General features: G+C 58.7%; 15 protein-coding genes, 1 tRNA gene and 2 pseudogenes. 5 read left to right on the top strand and 13 right to left on the bottom strand.

Annotated elements, in window-relative coordinates; translation table 11 throughout:
* Positions 1 to 49: 49 nt before the first annotated feature.
* The 8 genes and pseudogenes from ACO54Z_RS07645 to ACO54Z_RS07610 form a co-directional block, all read right to left on the bottom strand.
* Positions 50 to 940: an ROK family protein gene (locus ACO54Z_RS07645; protein ID WP_485996475.1), complete on the bottom strand. Its 891-nt coding sequence runs from the start codon at positions 938 to 940 to the stop codon at positions 50 to 52.
* Complete coding sequence (locus tag ACO54Z_RS07640; protein ID WP_298080514.1) at positions 937 to 1,758, bottom strand: MurR/RpiR family transcriptional regulator; 822 nt, start codon at positions 1,756 to 1,758, stop codon at positions 937 to 939. The genes ACO54Z_RS07645 and ACO54Z_RS07640 overlap by 4 nt, the downstream gene beginning before the upstream one ends.
* Entirely contained in the window at positions 1,755 to 2,216 is a 462-nt protein-coding gene (locus ACO54Z_RS07635) for a NanQ anomerase/TabA/YiaL family protein (protein ID WP_485996474.1), read from the bottom strand. Before ACO54Z_RS07635 ends, ACO54Z_RS07640 begins: the two co-directional genes overlap by 4 nt.
* Positions 2,217 to 2,220: 4 nt before the next feature.
* Positions 2,221 to 3,708, bottom strand: a pseudogene (locus tag ACO54Z_RS07630) (TRAP transporter large permease); the annotation flags it as partial.
* Positions 3,706 to 4,068: pseudogene (locus ACO54Z_RS07625) on the bottom strand (TRAP transporter small permease); the annotation flags it as partial. The pseudogenes ACO54Z_RS07630 and ACO54Z_RS07625, both read right to left, overlap by 3 nt.
* A 91-nt stretch (positions 4,069 to 4,159) precedes the next feature.
* Positions 4,160 to 5,143: a sialic acid TRAP transporter substrate-binding protein SiaP gene (locus ACO54Z_RS07620; RefSeq protein WP_485996473.1), complete on the bottom strand. Its 984-nt coding sequence runs from the start codon at positions 5,141 to 5,143 to the stop codon at positions 4,160 to 4,162.
* Positions 5,144 to 5,156: 13 nt separating this feature from the next.
* Positions 5,157 to 6,050 carry an N-acetylneuraminate lyase gene (locus tag ACO54Z_RS07615; RefSeq protein ID WP_485996472.1) on the bottom strand — a complete coding sequence of 298 codons (894 nt, stop codon included), beginning with the start codon at positions 6,048 to 6,050 and terminating at the stop codon, positions 5,157 to 5,159.
* A 12-nt stretch (positions 6,051 to 6,062) separates the two neighbouring features.
* Positions 6,063 to 6,767 carry an N-acetylmannosamine-6-phosphate 2-epimerase gene (locus ACO54Z_RS07610; protein ID WP_485996471.1) on the bottom strand — a complete coding sequence of 235 codons (705 nt, stop codon included), beginning with the start codon at positions 6,765 to 6,767 and terminating at the stop codon, positions 6,063 to 6,065.
* A gap of 115 nt (positions 6,768 to 6,882) precedes the next feature.
* Between ACO54Z_RS07610 and ACO54Z_RS07605 the strand changes: the two genes are divergently transcribed.
* Positions 6,883 to 8,010 (top strand): N-acetylneuraminate epimerase, encoded by a 1,128-nt coding sequence (locus ACO54Z_RS07605; protein ID WP_485996470.1) that lies wholly within the window; start codon positions 6,883 to 6,885, stop codon positions 8,008 to 8,010.
* Positions 8,011 to 8,119: 109 nt separating this feature from the next.
* Here the strand turns inward: ACO54Z_RS07605 and ACO54Z_RS07600 are convergent, their stop codons facing one another.
* The 4 genes from ACO54Z_RS07600 to ACO54Z_RS07585 form a co-directional block, all read right to left on the bottom strand.
* A complete protein-coding gene (locus ACO54Z_RS07600; RefSeq protein WP_485996469.1) occupies positions 8,120 to 9,082 on the bottom strand; it encodes an AEC family transporter in 963 nt (320 codons plus the stop codon).
* Between the two features lie 185 nt (positions 9,083 to 9,267).
* Entirely contained in the window at positions 9,268 to 10,905 is a 1,638-nt protein-coding gene (locus tag ACO54Z_RS07595) for an NAD-dependent malic enzyme (RefSeq protein ID WP_485996468.1), read from the bottom strand.
* Entirely contained in the window at positions 10,889 to 11,629 is a 741-nt protein-coding gene (locus ACO54Z_RS07590; RefSeq protein WP_485996467.1) for a LysR family transcriptional regulator substrate-binding protein, read from the bottom strand. The genes ACO54Z_RS07595 and ACO54Z_RS07590 overlap by 17 nt, the downstream gene beginning before the upstream one ends.
* Positions 11,559 to 11,792 carry a LysR family transcriptional regulator gene (locus ACO54Z_RS07585; RefSeq protein ID WP_485996466.1) on the bottom strand — a complete coding sequence of 78 codons (234 nt, stop codon included), beginning with the start codon at positions 11,790 to 11,792 and terminating at the stop codon, positions 11,559 to 11,561. The genes ACO54Z_RS07590 and ACO54Z_RS07585 overlap by 71 nt, the downstream gene beginning before the upstream one ends.
* Before the next feature lie 420 nt (positions 11,793 to 12,212).
* Here ACO54Z_RS07585 and ACO54Z_RS07580 point away from each other — a divergent pair, with 420 nt between their 5' ends.
* Positions 12,213 to 13,520, top strand: coding sequence for a DUF58 domain-containing protein (locus ACO54Z_RS07580; RefSeq protein WP_485996465.1), 1,308 nt, complete (start codon positions 12,213 to 12,215; stop codon positions 13,518 to 13,520).
* A 264-nt stretch (positions 13,521 to 13,784) separates the two neighbouring features.
* Here the strand turns inward: ACO54Z_RS07580 and ACO54Z_RS07575 are convergent, their stop codons facing one another.
* A complete protein-coding gene (locus ACO54Z_RS07575) occupies positions 13,785 to 14,060 on the bottom strand; it encodes a hypothetical protein (protein ID WP_298080237.1) in 276 nt (91 codons plus the stop codon).
* A gap of 160 nt (positions 14,061 to 14,220) precedes the next feature.
* Between ACO54Z_RS07575 and nspC the strand changes: the two genes are divergently transcribed.
* The 3 genes from nspC to ACO54Z_RS07560 all read left to right on the top strand — a co-directional run bounded on the left by nspC (position 14,221) and on the right by ACO54Z_RS07560 (position 16,462).
* Positions 14,221 to 15,390, top strand: coding sequence for a carboxynorspermidine decarboxylase (gene nspC / locus ACO54Z_RS07570; protein WP_485996464.1), 1,170 nt, complete (start codon positions 14,221 to 14,223; stop codon positions 15,388 to 15,390).
* 10 nt (positions 15,391 to 15,400) lie between these two features.
* Positions 15,401 to 16,171 (top strand): metallophosphoesterase, encoded by a 771-nt coding sequence (locus tag ACO54Z_RS07565; RefSeq protein WP_485996463.1) that lies wholly within the window; start codon positions 15,401 to 15,403, stop codon positions 16,169 to 16,171.
* Positions 16,172 to 16,375: 204 nt separating this feature from the next.
* A tRNA-Leu gene (locus ACO54Z_RS07560) sits at positions 16,376 to 16,462 on the top strand.

Below are 16,462 nucleotides of genomic sequence, written 5' to 3'. Positions count from 1 at the left end.
GTTTGGAATTTTGTCGGGTTGCCGTGCAAGTTATAGTTTGGAAGGAAGTCTATTGCGGCAATACCGGTTTGCTGTCGAGAAACCAGCGCAGGGCGCCAATCATGCCGGCGCGATTGCCGAGGCTGGCGCAGCGGATGTTTTTCGGCATGAAGTGCGCTGCGGGCAGTTTTGCTGCCAGTTGGGTGCGGATGCGCGGCTCAATCAGGTCGTGTTGGGCGGCGATGCCGCCGCCGATGAGGAGGGTTTCCGGGGCAAGCAGGTGGATGGCAGGTAGCAGGCCGTCGGTCAGGGCGCCGAGCATTTGTTCCAGGGCGCTGGCGGCGTCGCTATCTCCGGCGCGCAGGCGCTGAAAGAGGGTTTTGCCGTCGATGGTTTCGCCGCGGCGTTCGGCATAGGCGGCGAGCAGGGCAGTGGTGGAGGCGGCTTGTTCGAGGCGGCGCCCGTCGCCCAGGGGGCAGACGCCGATTTCGCCCGCGGCGTAGTTGGCGCCGCGCCACAGTTTGCCTTCGAGGAGGATGGCGCCGCCGAGGCCGGTGCCGAGGGTGAGGCAGAGGGCAGAGTGGCTGTTTTGTGCCGCGCCCAGCCAGGCTTCGCCGAGCGCCATGGCATTGACGTCGTTTTCGACGCTGCACGGCAGGCCGCATTGGTTTTCGATGGTTTGTTTGAGTGCGGTGCCGCTGTAACCCGGGATGCTGGGGCCTGCGTGCAGCACGGTACCGCGGTAGGGGTCGATGACGCCGGCGCTGGAGATGGCGACGCCTTGTAGTGCGGTGTGTGTTTGTTCTTCGCGGCAGATGCGGACGATTTGTTCGCTGATGTGGTTGTCTTGCGCGCTGACGGCGGTTTTGTGGTTGGGCAGGGTTTTGCTGCAGCTGCCGTCTGTCTGGTAGTGGGCGGCTTTGATTTCGCTGCCGCCGATGTCGAGGGTGAGGATGGTCATGTGGGTTCCTTGTTGCGTTGCAGCGCGCGGTAGGTGCGCTGCCAGATGCGGTCGCGCGCGGCGGCGTCGTGGTTCATGTAGTCGGCGTAGAGGATGTCGAGTACGACGAGGACGGGGAATTGCGGCGAGATGAGCCGCCCGTGCTCCATCTGGTTTTTCACGGCAAAGAGTTGGACTTCGTCAAAGTTGTCGCGGTATTCGCGGTCGGCGTTGGCGGTGAAGAGGACGGTCGCGGCGCCCTGGGTTTTCGCGGTTTGCAGGGCTTCGATGATGATTTTGCTGCGACCGCTGATGCTGATGCCGATGACCAGGCATTCGGGGTCGGTGAGGACGGCGGTCATGCGGATCATGTCGTCGTCGGTGATGGCTTCGCAGATGAGTCCGATGCGCATGAAGCGGAATTTCATTTCTTGCGCGACCATGCCGGAGCTGCCTTTGCCGTAGATGTACACCCGTTTTTTTTGCAGGAGCAGCGCGGTGATGCGGCGGATTTGCCGCATATCAATGATGGCGTAGGTTTTGTTGAGCAGCTCCTGGTAGCTGGCGAGGACGGGCTGGACGAAATCGCTGTCAGCGTGGCTTTCTCCCTGGTTGTGCGCGTAGAAGAGTTCACGCAGTCCGCGGAAGCCGCATTTTTGGGAGAAGCGGGTCAATGCGGCTTCGGAGACGCCCAGACGCCGCGCCAGCGCCTTGCCGGTCTCTCTCGGCGGGGTTTCGCCGCCGCCGAGAAAGTAGTCGGCGATTTTGCGCTCAACCGGGCTGAATTGTTGCAGGTGCGCTTCGATGTAGGGGCGAGCGTTTTTGCTGAAGACAATCACCGCAGCGCCCCAAGGCGGATTTTGAAGACGGCTTTGTGCAGGTTTTCGCTGTGTCCGTCCACGATGAGGCCGGTCTGGTGCGCGTCTTCGGGGTAGAACACCGCCAGATAGCCCGGCTCCAGCAGGATACGGCTGCGCGCGCGGGCGCTGTCGATGGCCTGGTAGTCGCTGTCGGCATGGTATTCGCCTGCGGTGCAGTCGGCGAGAAAGGCCTGCTGCACCCATTCGCGCCCGCCAAGGACGAGGTGGACGTCAATGTAGTCGCGGTGCGCTTCCCAGATGCGCGCGTCTTCGCCGGCGGTCTGGTAGTGAAAGATATTGACGAAGAAGTCGTCGCCGTCAATGGGATATTGTTTGTCTTCCCAGTTGGCGGGGTCTTTGCCGGCAAGCCAGCGGCAGACTTTTTCTGCGGCAGGCGAGCGATAGCTTGCGGCGTGGTCAAGTGCAATCAGTTCCATGTTTTTAGCCCATGAAGAGGTTGGGGAGGAAGGTCACGATGCCGGGGAAGATGGTAATCAGCAGCAGGCAGAGACCGATGGGGATGATGAAGGGGAGTACACCACGGGTCACGGTGCTGACGCTCATGTTGCCGACGCGGGCGACCACGAACAGTGCCATGCCCATCGGCGGGGTGAGGATGCCGATCATCATGTTGAGGGTGGTCATCACGCCGAAGAAGACGAGGTCAATGTTGAACTGCTGCGCAATGGGGATGAGCATCGGCAGCACCAGGAATTGCAGCGCCAGCGCATCAATAAACATACCGAGGAAGAGCAGCAGCAGGTTAATCATCAGCAGCACCATCAGGGTGTTGTCGGCAATCGCCATGAAGCCGCTGGCGACCTGCATCGCGACCCGTTCGCGGGCAATCATGTCACCGAAGAAGGTGACAGTCATCACCATCAGCACCGTCACCCCGGTAATGGCCATCGCTTCCACGCAGCAGGTGAACAACCCGGCGGGGGTGAGCTCACGGTAGATGAACATTCCAAGGATGATGGAATAGAGGGCGGCGACAACGGCGGCTTCCGTCGGGGTGAAGGCGCCGGAGAAGATGCCGCCGATGATGAGGATGGGCGTCAGCAGCGGCCAGAAAGCCTGCTTGAATGCCTGCTTGCGTTCGGCGGCAGAAGTTTTCGGCGCTTTGCCGTAGCCGCGTTTTTTACAAATGATGGTGTTCATCACCATCAGCAAAATGGTGAGCAGCAATCCGGGAATAAATCCGGCGAGGAAAAGCCGGGCGATGGAAACGTCGGCAATGACACCGTAAATAATCATCGCAATGCTCGGTGGCACCAGCGGCCCGATGATGCAGGAAGCTGCGGTAATGCCGCCGCAGAGATCATCTTCATAACCGGCGTCGCGCATCGCCTTGATTTCAAGCTGCCCCAAACCGCCCGCATCCGCCAGCGCCGAGCCGGACATCCCGGAGAAAATGAGGCTGGCCGCGATATTGACGTGTCCCATGCCGCCGGTGTAATGCCCCAGCATAGTGCGGGCGAAATTGAAAATACGGGTGGTGATACCGGCGCTGTTCATCAAAATGCCGGTAAGAATGAAAAATGGCACGCTGAGCAGGCCAAAACTGTTGACACTATCGACCAATTTGGCGGCAGCGAAATTGCCGGTACCCCAACGGGTCATGGAAAAGAACAATACCGCCGCGATAAAGAGCGACCAGCCAACCGGCACCCCGGCGAACATAATCACCAGCCAGACAATCAGCGCGACATAAACCGCATTCTTGCCAAATTTTACATATTCGCTGATGCGCAGCGCCTTGAACCAGGACGGCTCAATGAATGCCACCAAAACCACCGCTACTGTCAAGGCGATATACACCCAAACAGGAATACGGCTGTCGCCTTTACGATAATTCTCCTGCTGCGCCTGCAAGAAACGGAACAGCATCAGCAGGGAGCAAACGGGCAGGGAAAGATAGAGCCATTTGTCAGAAATACCGAGGGACACCAGTTGATCAGAAGCGTGATTAAAAACGACAACGCCGTAATACAAGAACAGCAGAATGGCGGCAAAAATCAGCAATTGCACCAAGCTGAACACCCAGACCCGCACGACGTTCGGCAAATGGCTGGTAATAAAATCAATGAGCACGTGTTGCTGGCTGCGGATACCAATAGAAATACCGAGCATCCCGACATACACAAAAAGCAGACGCGCGGCTTCTTCCGACCAAATAAGCGGGTGGTGCAAAATCTGACGAAATAACACTTGCGCGATCAAAATGGCAAATATTATCAGAAATAAAGTGCCACCAACCCATTCTTCCAATTTGTTCAAAACTTTCATGCTGTTCTCCCTGCTAAAGTTCTACCGTCCGGCAAAACCTCTGCGCGTTGTGGAATAAGGGCGGCAACCAAAGGCCACCGCCCACTATTGCTCAAGGATTGAGAGCTTCAATTTCGGCAATGGCTGCTTTACTGTCTTCACCATTTTTCTTGATAAATTCCTCATAATAGGGCTGCATCGCTTTCTTGAATGCAGCGAGTTCGGGACGGGTGACCGTCACGCCCTGTTTCTCAAAGAAACTGACCAGCTCCGCTTCGCCATCCTGGAATAGTTTGGTATGGTACTTCGCCGCATTTTCTGCCGCATCACGCACCACTTTTTGCAAGTCTTCCGGCAAGGATTCCATTGTTTCATTGCTGACCAGATAGAGCTGGTCATTGATAATGTGATTGGTCAGGGCAAGGAATTTCTGCACCTCATAGAATTTCTGCGCCTGAATGGTCGGCAGCGGATTTTCTTGGCCATCGACCGAATTGGTTTGCAGCGCCAGATAGACCTCGGAAAACGCCATCGGCGTGGGTGAGGCACCGACATATTTGGCATACGCCAGGTTGGTCGCCGCATTCGGTACACGCAATTTCAGGCCTTTCATGTCATCAATGCTGTTAATCGCGCGGTTGGAAGTCGTCTGGCGGGTGCCGTTATAGGCTTGCGCAAGAACGGTAATGCCTTTTTCATCATGGATTTTTTTGATCAAATCCTTACCGAAGGTCGTATCAAACAACGCTTTCTGTGCGGTAGGAAAATCCTTAATCATATAAGGCAGCGCATAAACTTCGGCCAGCGGGTAATAAATCTGGAAGCGGGCGCTTTCGGCAAAGGTGAAATCTAGCGCGCCACCGCCGACTTGCCCCATCATCGAGCGGTCATCGCCCAACTGTCCGTTCGGATACAGGGCGATTTCAATCTTGCCGCCGGATTTTTCTTTCACTTCATTGGCGAACTGCTCCGCCGCCTTGTATTCATTGGAAGTCGTCCCGGCATTGAGACCGAAGGTCAATTCATACTCGGCCGCCAGAGCATTGGCGGCAAAGGCGGCGATTGCAGCGGCTAGTAGGGTTTTGCGGATAGTCATGGCAGTATCTCCATCAGAAATAGCGGGCGTAAATTTCACGGGCGCGGGCGATTTGCGCCGCAGTCGCCGAAGCCATCGGTTTGCGCGAGAGGAATGGCCCGTCATCGCAACCGGAAAGCACCAGCAATTGTTTCAACGTCGGATAGAGGCCGTTCGCCAAAATATCGGCGATGAGATTGTTGCTTTCCTGTTGCGCTTTTAATGCTTCCGCATAGTTGCCAGCGGCAGCGAGCTCCATGATTTTCCGCGCACGGATACCATTGACGTTATAAGTTGAGCCGATAGCGCCATCCACGCGGTTGACCAATGCGGGAAGCAGCATTTCGTCAAAGCCGGAATAAATCAGATGGTCGGGATAAGCGCTACGCAGCCGTTCCAACAGATAGAAATCGGCAGCGGTAAATTTGACGCCGACGATTTTCGGATTGGCAAAGAGTTCACCAAATTGCGACAAGCCAATATCCATCCCGGTGAGGAAAGGAATGGAGTAAACAATCATGCGGTTATCCACTGCTGCGACAATGTCGAAGTAATATTGTTTGACTTCTTCAAAAGTAAATTTGTAATAAAACGGGGTGACGGCAGAAATGGCCTGATAACCCAAACCGGTAGCGTATTGTCCCAATTCAATCGCTTCATAAAGGTTGGGGCTGCCAACTTGCGCAATCAATGCGCCCTTGTCGCCCGCTTCGTCTTTAACGATGGCGAAGATTTCTTTTTTGCTGGCGGTATCGAGCATGAAATTCTCGCCGGTGGAACCACCAACATAAAGGCCATCAACCTGCATTTTGTCCAGATTGTGGCGCACGATTTGTCGCAGCCCTTTTTCATTGATTTTGCCTTCTGCGGTAAATGGCACCAGCAGCGCAGAAATCAGCCCTTTTATATCGTGATGTGTAGAAGACATGGTTTTCTCCGGTTAGGGTTTGGTCGCTTGCACGAATTGCTCGGTAATCCATTTGGGGCGGGTAATCGCCGAGCCGACTACTACGCTGTAAACGCCCAGCGTCAGTACACGCCGTACTTTTTCTGGGGTATTGATATTGCCCTCGGCAATAATGGGTCGCTTGACGGAAGCGAGTGCCGCGCGAATCAGCGCGAAATCGTCATGTTCAATGCGCGCACCGCGCGTGGCAGGCGTGTAGCCCACCAATGTGGTGCCAATGAAATCAAAGCCGAGCGTATCGGCGCGTTGCATTTCCGCGAGGCTGGCGCAATCGGCCATCAGCAAAACATCGGGCCAGGCCGCACGGACGGCGGACACGAATGCCTCCAGCGTTTCGCCGCCCGGTCGTGGCGCATCGCGCGCATCAATCGCGATGATTTCCGGGGCGACCGTCATCAGTTCATCCACTTCGCGCATGGTGGCGGTAATAAAAACTTCGCTGTCGGGATAATCGCGTTTGACGATGCCGATAATCGGCAGATTGACGTTTTCACGAATGGCGCGGATGTCTTCCGCCGAATTGGCACGAATGCCTACTGCGCCACCCTGGGCGGCAGCAAGTGCCATCCGCCCCATAATGAAGGATGAATGCAGCGGTTCGTCGGCAAGCGCCTGGCAGGAAACAATCAATCCGCCTTGCAGGTTCGCCAGCGAGGCACGGGTTGCAGTTTGAGTCATGAATCTTTCCTTGTTGCGGGATGTTGGAAGCAGTATAGGCCGCCTTGAAAAGAATTTCAAACGGTACTATATTTTTTGCAACGTATTTCAAAAACAAACCGTGGAGGTCTGAAAAATGACGTTAAAACAACAGTTAACCGTTTCCATTTTTGCCGCGCTGGCGCTCGCTGCCGCAGGCAAAACGTATCCTGATTTGCCGGTCGCACTGGCCGACGGTGGCGGCGCGTTGATTGGCAATACCGCTTACGTTGGTCTGGGCAGTGCCGGAGAGGCTTTTTTTGCCCTTGATTTGAAGACGCCACAAGCGGCGTGGCAGGCGTTGCCGCCCTTCCCCGGCGGCGCGCGCAGTCAGCCGGTTGTCGCCGCGCTTGACGGCAAGCTCTATGTCTTTGGTGGTTTGCAGAAGGACGCGGCGGGGGTGCTGCAACTGGTCAATGATGCGCACGTCTATGACCCGGCGCAAAAAGCGTGGCAAAAATTGCCCACCCGCGCGCCTTTGGGATTGGTCGGCGCGGCGGCGGTCGCACATGGCGGGCGGATTTATGTCATTGGCGGCAGCAATTCGCCCATTTTTAACGGCTATTTTCAGGATTACAGTGCTGCGGGCGACGATGAAGCAGGCAAACAGGCGGTGATGCGCGCTTATTTTGACCAGCCCGCGCCGGATTATTTTTTCAACACCACCCTTTTTAGCTATGAGCCGCAAGGCAACCACTGGCACAACGAAGGGCTATGGCCGTTTTCCGGCCGTGCCGGTGCGGCGGTGAGCGTGCATGGCGATACGGTGATGGTTGCCAACGGCGAGATTAAACCCGGCCTGCGCACCGATGCGGTCGCGCAAGGCACATTTGATGCCCAGGGGCGTTTGCAATGGCAGACGCTGCCGCCGCTGATTGCGGCAGAATCCGGCGCGCGTCAGGAAGGACTGGCGGGGGCGTACAGCGGCTTTAGCGGCGACTATTACCTGCTCGCCGGTGGCGCCAATTTCCCCGGCGCGGCGCAACGCTACGATGAAGGCCATTTTTATGCACATGAGGGGCTGGACAAGGTCACGCACGCGACGGTTTACGCGCTGCATGATGGTGTCTGGCAGGTCGCAGGCGCCCTGCCGCAGCCTGCCGCTTACGGGGTCACGCTACCGTATCAGGGCAAGCTGCTGCTTTTGGGGGGCAAGGACAATCAGGATGCGGGCAAGCGGGTTGATGTGCTTTCTTGCGATGGCAAGACGCTGCATATGGATTGAGCAATGCAGATACCGCATCGCACGGCGGAAACGGGAGGTTTCCGCCGTTTTTCTTTGTTAGAACCTGTTTGGAGTCTGGGAAAACCCGTTTTTTTGAGACGCGCCTCATTCAGTGGAGGAATTGCAACAGCGCATCCACCACCGGCATGACGACAATAAACAACAGGGTACTGGTGGTGACAATATTGGTGGCAAAAGATACGTCGCCTTTGGCTTCATGGGCGAGAATGGGCAATACCGCCAGTGCCGGTACGGCCGATTGTACAATCAGGGTTTTGCTTTCCAGTAATGGCAATGGCAAAACGCCTTTGCCCGCATAAATGAGGATGACCATAATCAGCGGTGCGAGCACGAATTTCCCCAGCAAGGCGACAAGGGTATCGCGGTCAAAGCGGATGCTTTTGAGTCCGGCGTAATACAGGGTGATGCCGATGTAAAGCAGCGATAATGGGGTGACGGTTGCGCTAAGGTATTGCAGCGGGGCATGGATGAATGTCGGCACGGAAAAATCGGCGAACAGGAAAATGAGCGCGACGAGAAAGCCGAGCAATGGTGCGGGCAGCAGTTTTTTCCAGTTGAAGGGCGGTTTTGCCTCGTGGTTGTCCGTTTGGCTGGCATCACCCGCGATAAAATAGACGCCAATGGCCCAGGTGGAGACGGTATTCAACACATAATAGACGAGGAAATAGGGCATGGCCGTTTCGCCAAAAAGAGCGGTATTGAGTGGCAGGCCAATGAAGATGGTATTGGCATTGACGATGGCGTTAATGAATGTGCCACGTCGCCCGGCGCGAATATGGCACAGTTTGACCAGCAATATCGCCGCAAGATAGCCGAGTATGACGGAAAGCGCGCCGTATATCAGGCCGTCGGTCAGTGCCATGAGTTTGTCGCGGTTCAGGTATTCGAGGACGGATACAAAGATGGAGGCCGGCAGGGCAATGTTCATAATCAGCCGCGAGAGATTGGCGGCAAAGGTGTCGGCAAACCAGTTTTTTTGTTGCAGGATATAGCCGAGGGCAATGAGCAGGACAATGGAGAGGACGCTTTCAGTCGCGGTGAGGAAGATCATTACGGGTCTCTGGTGTGGCGGTTTTGGGCGAATGCGGTTTGCATGGTGATGAAAAGGGCGGAAAGGTTGTAGGGCGGGTTTTGACCCACCATCAGGAAACATCCGGTTTTAACGGTGGGGCAAGACCCACCCTACGGGCTGCGGGGAGGGGCGGTTCGGTGGTTTGTTTTACGGCGGGGGACAGGTTATGGATACACCGCCTGCCACATCGCGTCTTGCACGGTCTGCACCCAGTTATCGGATTGCTTGGTGGCGACGCCGTCGGCGACCGCCTGTTTGGCGACTGCAACCGCGACGGTGGCCGACGAGGCGCGCAGGTTATCGACCGGCGGCAGCAGCGACGCGCCCAAATCCTGCGGGTTCACCTGCGAGGCGACCGCTTCGGCGGCGGCAAGCAGCATCGCGTCGGTGACGTGTTTGGCACCGCTCGTGATAACGCCGAGGCCGAGGCCGGGATAGAGCAGTGCGTTGTTGCCCTGGCCGATGGTGTAGGCGGTGCCGTTGTAAGGTACCGGCGGCACCGGGATGCCGACCGCCATCAGCGCACGGCCTTTTGACCACGGGATGGCGTCGGTCGGCATCACTTCGATTTTTTCGGTCGGGTTGGAGAGCGGCAGCAGGATGGGGCGCTCTACCCCGGCGCAGAGCGCTTCGATGACTTCGCGGGTAAAAGCGCCGTGGTCGGTGGAGGTGCCGATGAGGATGGTCGGCTTGACCTGTTTGACGACTTCAAGCAGGCCGATTTTGCCGCCGTCGCGCTGCCAGGTGGCGACTTCGGCGGCGGGTCGCGCGTATTCTTGCTGATAGTCGGGCAGGTTTTTCATGTCGTCGGAGACGAGGCCGTTGCGGTCAATCAGCCAGACGCGGCGGCGGGCTTCGTCGCGTGAGAGGCCTTCACGCTGCATCGCCGCGCTGATTTGGTCGGCCATGCCGGTGCCTGCCGTGCCCGCGCCATAGACGACAAGGCGCTGTTCGGCGAAGCGCTGCTTCGTCACTTTCAGGCCGGAGATGACCGCCGCCATGACGATAGCGCCAGTGCCCTGCATATCGTCGTTGAAGATGCGGTAGCGCTCGCGGTTTTTGACGAGGATGCGGCGCGCGTTGGACGGGCCGAAGTCTTCAAAATGCAGCAGCGCGTTGGGATAGAGCTCGCTCGCCACTTTCAGGTATTCGTCGATGAGTGCGTCGTAGCGCTCGCCGCGCACACGCGCATGGCGGTTGCCGAGATAGGAGGGGTCGTTCAGGAGCGCTTCGTTGTCGGTGCCGACGTCGAGATTGACCGCAAGAGTGCGCGCCGGGTGGATACCGGCGGCAGCGGTATAGACGGCCAGTTTGCCGATGGAAATATCGGTGCCGTTCACGCCCCAGTCGCCGATGCCGAGGATTTCTTCCGCGTCGGAGACGACGATGAGGTCCACATCATCCGCGCCGAGACCGGTCGCCTCAAAGGAAGCGCGCACCGCTTCGGGGTGGTTGACGTCAAGATAGACCGCGCGCGAACGGCGGTAGTCGCGGCTCCACAGTTTGATGGCTTCGCCGACGGTCGGGTCATAAACGATGGGCAGCATTTCCGCGAGGTGGTCGGTGAGCAGCTTGTAGTAGAGGGTTTCGTTGCGGTTGTGCAGTTGGTCGAGATAGATGTATTTGTCCATGTCGCGCGTGTATTGCGCAAACTGGCGATAGGCGCGCGCTGCCTGCTGCTCAAGCGTTTCCACCGCGACGGGCAGGCGGCCGGTGAGGCCGTAACGGGCGCGCTCTTCCAGGGTGAAGGCGGTGCCCTTGTTGGCGAGCGGATTGGCGAGGATGTCATCGGGACGGGTCATGGTTTGCTCCGGGGTTGTTGAGAAAAGGTTGGACAAGCAGCGCGGCGACGTCATCGGACAGCGTCGCCGTGGTGTTGCGGACAATACAGGGAAAATACACTTGCGGATCGGGGGCGAGCGGGACGACGACGCATTGTGCCACATCCACCGCCTGCGTCTCGGAGACGGGCAACAGCGTCGCCGCTTCCAGCCCGGCGGCGAGCCAGTCGAGAATCGCCTCCGGCTGCGACACCTGCATCCGCACATCGGCGCCGCCACTCTTGCGCAACAAATCGAGCAGGCTGTCATAAACACCGGTGCCGTTAATCAAACGCTGCAAAATCAGCGGGTAATGGCACAACTCGGCGAGGGTAATGCTGGCGGGCGGGGCGCCGGTGAGCAGACTGCGGTGCAACACCGCCACCGTCGCCAGCGGCAGGCAGGGCGTGCAAAGAAAACGCTGCGGCTGTTGCGGCTTCTGAATCAGGGCAAAATCCAGCATCTGGCTGTCCAGCAAATGCTCAATGTGGCTAGAATCCGACACCATCACCCGCAGCGGCGGATACACCTGCTGCAAGGCAAGCACCAGCGGGGTGAAATAGCGGCGGTACAGGTAACTCAACCCGACCTGCAACAGATGCTGCGGACGGGCGCTGAACAGCCGTGTTTCCCGCTCAAGCTGGTCGATATGGCGCAGGATTTCCAGCGCGCTCGTAGAAAAAACAGCCGGCGGCGGTCGGCGCAATCTTGTTGCCCTGGCGCGCGAGCAGCGGCACGCCGGTTTCCGCTTCCAGCTCCTGCAGGCGTTTGGACAGCGGCGGCTGCGACAGGTGCAACACTTGCGCCGCCTTGCTGACGCTGCCGCATTCGACGACGGTGCAAAAGTATCTCAAACGTTTGATGTTCATCGCAGAATCCTGAAAAGGGCGGGAGTATAGCGCGCCGCCCCGCCGCAGGTCATACCGATTCGGTTGGGGAAGTTATACCGGATGCGGTATTGAACTTGAACGCATGGCAACCACACCAGGCAAAAATGAATACGCCATAAATCCTTGGGAAAGCACTCTGCCGGACTTTCCTTTTGGCACTCATGGCGGCAAGTTGCCAGATAGTATTTACCCTTCCAATTCAATTGTTTTCCCGGCTGCGGTATCCGCAAACATCAAGGGTTCACCAACCTTATCTTCTTGCTGACTGCTGCGATAAAATTTATCCACCCTTTGCAGATACCGCTGCGTTTGAATTGCAAATTCAGGGCAAACCGCCACCGCACTACTCCCGCTCACAAAAGCGGGAAATTCCGCGACCATTTACAACCCGCAAACCCCATGATCATCCCCGACAAAAACCAATGGTACGGCTGGGCAGCGCTTGCCCTCGCCCAAACCCTGCTCGTCTGGAGCGGCGCGCCGCCCGCGCTCAACTGGACGCTGCTCGCTGCCTGGCTCGTGCTGCTGCTCGCCAGCGCCGCTCTGCTTTGGCGGGAAAAACCCGCCTTTACCGTCAGCCGCGACTACGGCGCCGTCCAGCAAAGCGGGCAGCGTTTCACCATGCAATTCACCCTGCACGGCACCATGCCGCGCCCGCTCGCGCTGCACCTCTTTGACCACTACCCGCCGCAGGCCGAAAGCAGTGCCATGCCGCAGCGCGCGCCACTCGGCACGGACGAACGGCTCACCCTCGCCTACCCGCTCACCATCCACCAGCGCGGCAGGTTCCACTTCACCGCCCTGCAATTGCGCTACCCCGACCGCTTCCAACTGTGGCAACGCGACCTCGCCCTGCCTGCCCCGGCAGAAGTGCGCGTCTATCCGCGCTTTGCCCACGACCACGCCGACAGCGCCTTCAGCGGCATCCGTACCCCGCAACTCGGCCACGTCCACCCGCTTTACAAACGCGGCGGCAACGGCGACTTCTCCCACCTGCGCGACTACCAGGACGGCGACAGCATCAACCGTCTCGACCACAAGGCCAGCGCCCGCCTCGGCAAATGGCAGGTGCGCGAATACGACTACGAGCACGAACAGCCCGTCATCCTCATGCTGGACGCCTCGCGCCGCCTGCAAAGCCGTTACAAAGGGCAGGCGCTGTTTGACGAACAGCTCGCCGCCGCCACCCGCCTCGCCCGTGCCGCGCTGAAAAGCGGCGACGAAATCGGGCTGCAACTCTACTCCGACACGCCGAAAAGCTGGCTGCCCGCCTCGCGCCACGGCGGCCAGTACCGCCGCCTCGTCGAAACCCTGTTTGACCGCCACGCCGACGACAAACCGCCGGACTACGCCGCCGCCATCCATGACGTCTGGTGCCGCGAGCGGCGGCGCGCGCTCATCATCCTCATGACCGTGCTGGAGCCGCACGACGGCGAACGCCTGCGCCCGCTGCTGCGCCTGCTGCAACAGCGCCACCACGTCATGCTGGTGAACATCCGCCCGCCGTGGCTGGAAGACGGCAACGACGCGGAAACTCGTGACGCCGCGCTGGAAAACGCCGCCCGCGACGTTTACGCCAACGCCTTCGCCGCCGCAGAAGCACGACTCAAACAGGAAAAACTCATCTTCGTCTCCGCCCGCGCGGAAAACCTGCGCCCGCAACTGCTCAACGCCTACCTCGCCTACAAAAACCATTTGCGGCATTGACGGAATGCGGACGGGTTTCGGTGGCGGTTGAGCACCTGCCACCGATCCGCCCTCCCTCCGCAAAACCTGTAGGGTGGGGCTTGCCCCACCGTGATAGCCGTGTTTCGTGATGGTGGGTCAAGACCCACCCTACGACCGTTTACATACAGGGTTAGCGAGGCACGAGCATAACCCAACAGCCCGACGGCGAACGCAGGTCGGCCATTGATGACCAACCATAAAAATGTCGGGCATGAATGCCCGACTTGCGACACTGGCGATGGGTCAAAGAATGCCGTCCAGCGGAATCTTGCCGCAGTCGTCCGTCTCGCCGACGCGGATTTTGCGCAGGTAGCATTCGCGGATGGCGGCGGCGGGCTGGAGGATGGCGAGGTTTTCCTTCAGCTTTTTGATGGCGTAGTCGGGTTTGTAGGCGACCGCGACCACGGCGGTTTCGTCGTCATCCGTCCTGACCTGCCCCAGATAGAGATATTCGCCGGGGCGGAAATCCGGGGCATCAATGCGGGCGTATTCGTCGTTGAGGTTCAAGATAGGGCTCATGGTTGGCTCCGTGGTGAATGGAGTTGCCATCTTGCATGGATGCGCGCGCGTTGTCATCGCTTTGTGTCAAGCGCGCGCCGGGGAATGTGAAAAATCTTTATAATATCGCCCGTTATGCGGCGTTGCCGCGTGCCAACCACCCTGAATCACGAGGTCTGTCATGAGTCTTTTACACGATACCTTCCGCCGTCTCGATTTGTCCCGCCTGCCCACGCCCTGCTATGTGGTCGATGCCGCGCTGCTGGAGCGCAATTTGCAACTGCTCGCCCGCGTCCAGGCGGAGAGCGGCGCCAAAGTACTGCTGGCGCTGAAGGGCTTTGCCATGTTTCATTTCGCGCCGCTGATTTCGCGTTACCTCTCCGGCGTCTGCGCCAGCGGCCTGTTTGAGGCGAAGCTCGGCCGCGAATATTTCGGCGGCGAGGTGCATACGTTTGCCGCTGCCTACCCACCCGCCGACATGGACGAAGTGCTGAAACTCTCCGACCACGTCATTTTTAATTCCTGTAACCAATGGGATCGCTTCCGCGCGCAGGCGCTTGCCGTCGCCGAACACAAGCCGCTGCACTTCGGCCTGCGCATCAACCCGCAGCAATCCGAAGGGGCGGTGCCGATTTATGACCCCAGCGCCCCCGGCTCACGCCTCGGCATCATCCGCGGCCAGTTGCGCGACGCCTCGCTGGAGGGCATCAGCGGCCTGCATTTTCACAATCTCTGCGAGCAGGATGTACTACCGCTGCGGCGCACCCTGGCGGCGGTCGAGCGACAATTTGGCGACATTCTGCCGCAAATGCAGTGGGTGAATTTCGGCGGCGGCCACCACATCACCCGCGAAGATTACGCGGTGGATGAACTGATAGCGCTGATTCGCAACTTCCGCGAGCGCTGGGGCGTGGAAGTCTTCATCGAACCGGGCGAGGCGATTGCCCTCGGTACCGGCGTCTATGTCACCGAAATCCTTGATGTCACCTGGAACCACATGAACCTGGCGATTATCGACGGCTCCTGCAGCGCGCATCTGCCGGACGTGCTGGAAATGCCCTACCGCCCGGACGTCCTCGGCGGCGCGATGCCGCACGCCCGCCCCTACACCTACCGCATCGGCGGGCTGACCTGCCTCGCCGGCGACGTCATCGGCGATTACAGCTTCGACCACGCGCTTGAGCCCGGACAACGGCTGATGTTCATGGACATGGCGCACTACACCATGGTCAAGACCAACACCTTCAACGGCGTCCGCCTGCCCGCCATCCTCGCCTGGGACAGCCGCAGCGACACGCTCACCACCGTGCGCGAATTTGGTTACGAAGACTTCAAAACCCGCCTCTCTTAAAGGAACACGCATGAAAATCGGCGTCCACAGCGACCTGCACACCGAATGCAGCCTCTGCACCATCAGCAACCTCGGCGAACTGGACGTACTCGTCCTCGCCGGCGACATCGGTGACTCCACCACCGTGCCGCTGTTCTTCGACTACCTGCGCCGCCGCGCCCCCAAACTGCCGGTGCTCTACGTCCTCGGCAACCACGAATACTACGGCTTCGCCCTGAACGAAGCCAAAGACGTGTACCAAAGCATCAGCCAAAAATACGACATCACCCTGCTTGACGACCAAGCCGTCACCCTCGATGGCGTCCAGTTCCTCGGCACCACCCTGTGGACGGACTTCAGCCTCGGCGGCGACGCGGAAGCCTCGATGCGCTGGGCAGAACGCACCCTACCGGACTTCCGCGAAATCTACGCCCCCGACGGCCAGCCGCTGACGCCGGAAACCATGCGCGACCTGCACCGCTTCAGCCGCGTCTGGCTCGACACCGCGCTGGACCCCGAAGCCGAAGCGCGCGTCGTCATCAGCCACTTCGTGCCGCGACGCGAACTCGTCGCCAAGCGGCACTACAACAAAAAAGACGGCCTCGTCCATACCGCCTACTGGACGACCGACCTGCCCGAACTCACCGCCCGCGCCAACCTCTGGATATACGGCCACAGCCACGACAACATCAGCGCCTACCTCGGCGACACCCGCTTCGTCAGCAACCAGCGCGGCTACACTCGCAGCTACGACGCCGCCGAACAGCGCGACTACAACCGCGAACATTACGTGCTTATCTAGGCGCTGTTATACAGCGATACTCACAAAGTTCTGTAACCGCGTACTATATTCAGCGACGCACCTTGCCTGAAACTTTCAGTGAACAGCTATACATGGATTATCAGGAAAACGCCAATAGCCATAATCACAAAATCGGACAATAACCCTAAAAAACACAAAGACTTCTTGACAAAACAGGTAAAAAAACCCATCATGCGCGCCCACGCCCGGATGGCGAAATTGGTAGACGCAAGGGACTTAAAATCCCTCGGTAGTGATACCGTGCCGGTTCGACCCCGGCTCCGGGCACCA

It is taken from the genome of Cardiobacterium sp. (assembly GCF_057314735.1).
This window is presented reverse-complemented; position numbering and strand designations above follow the sequence as displayed.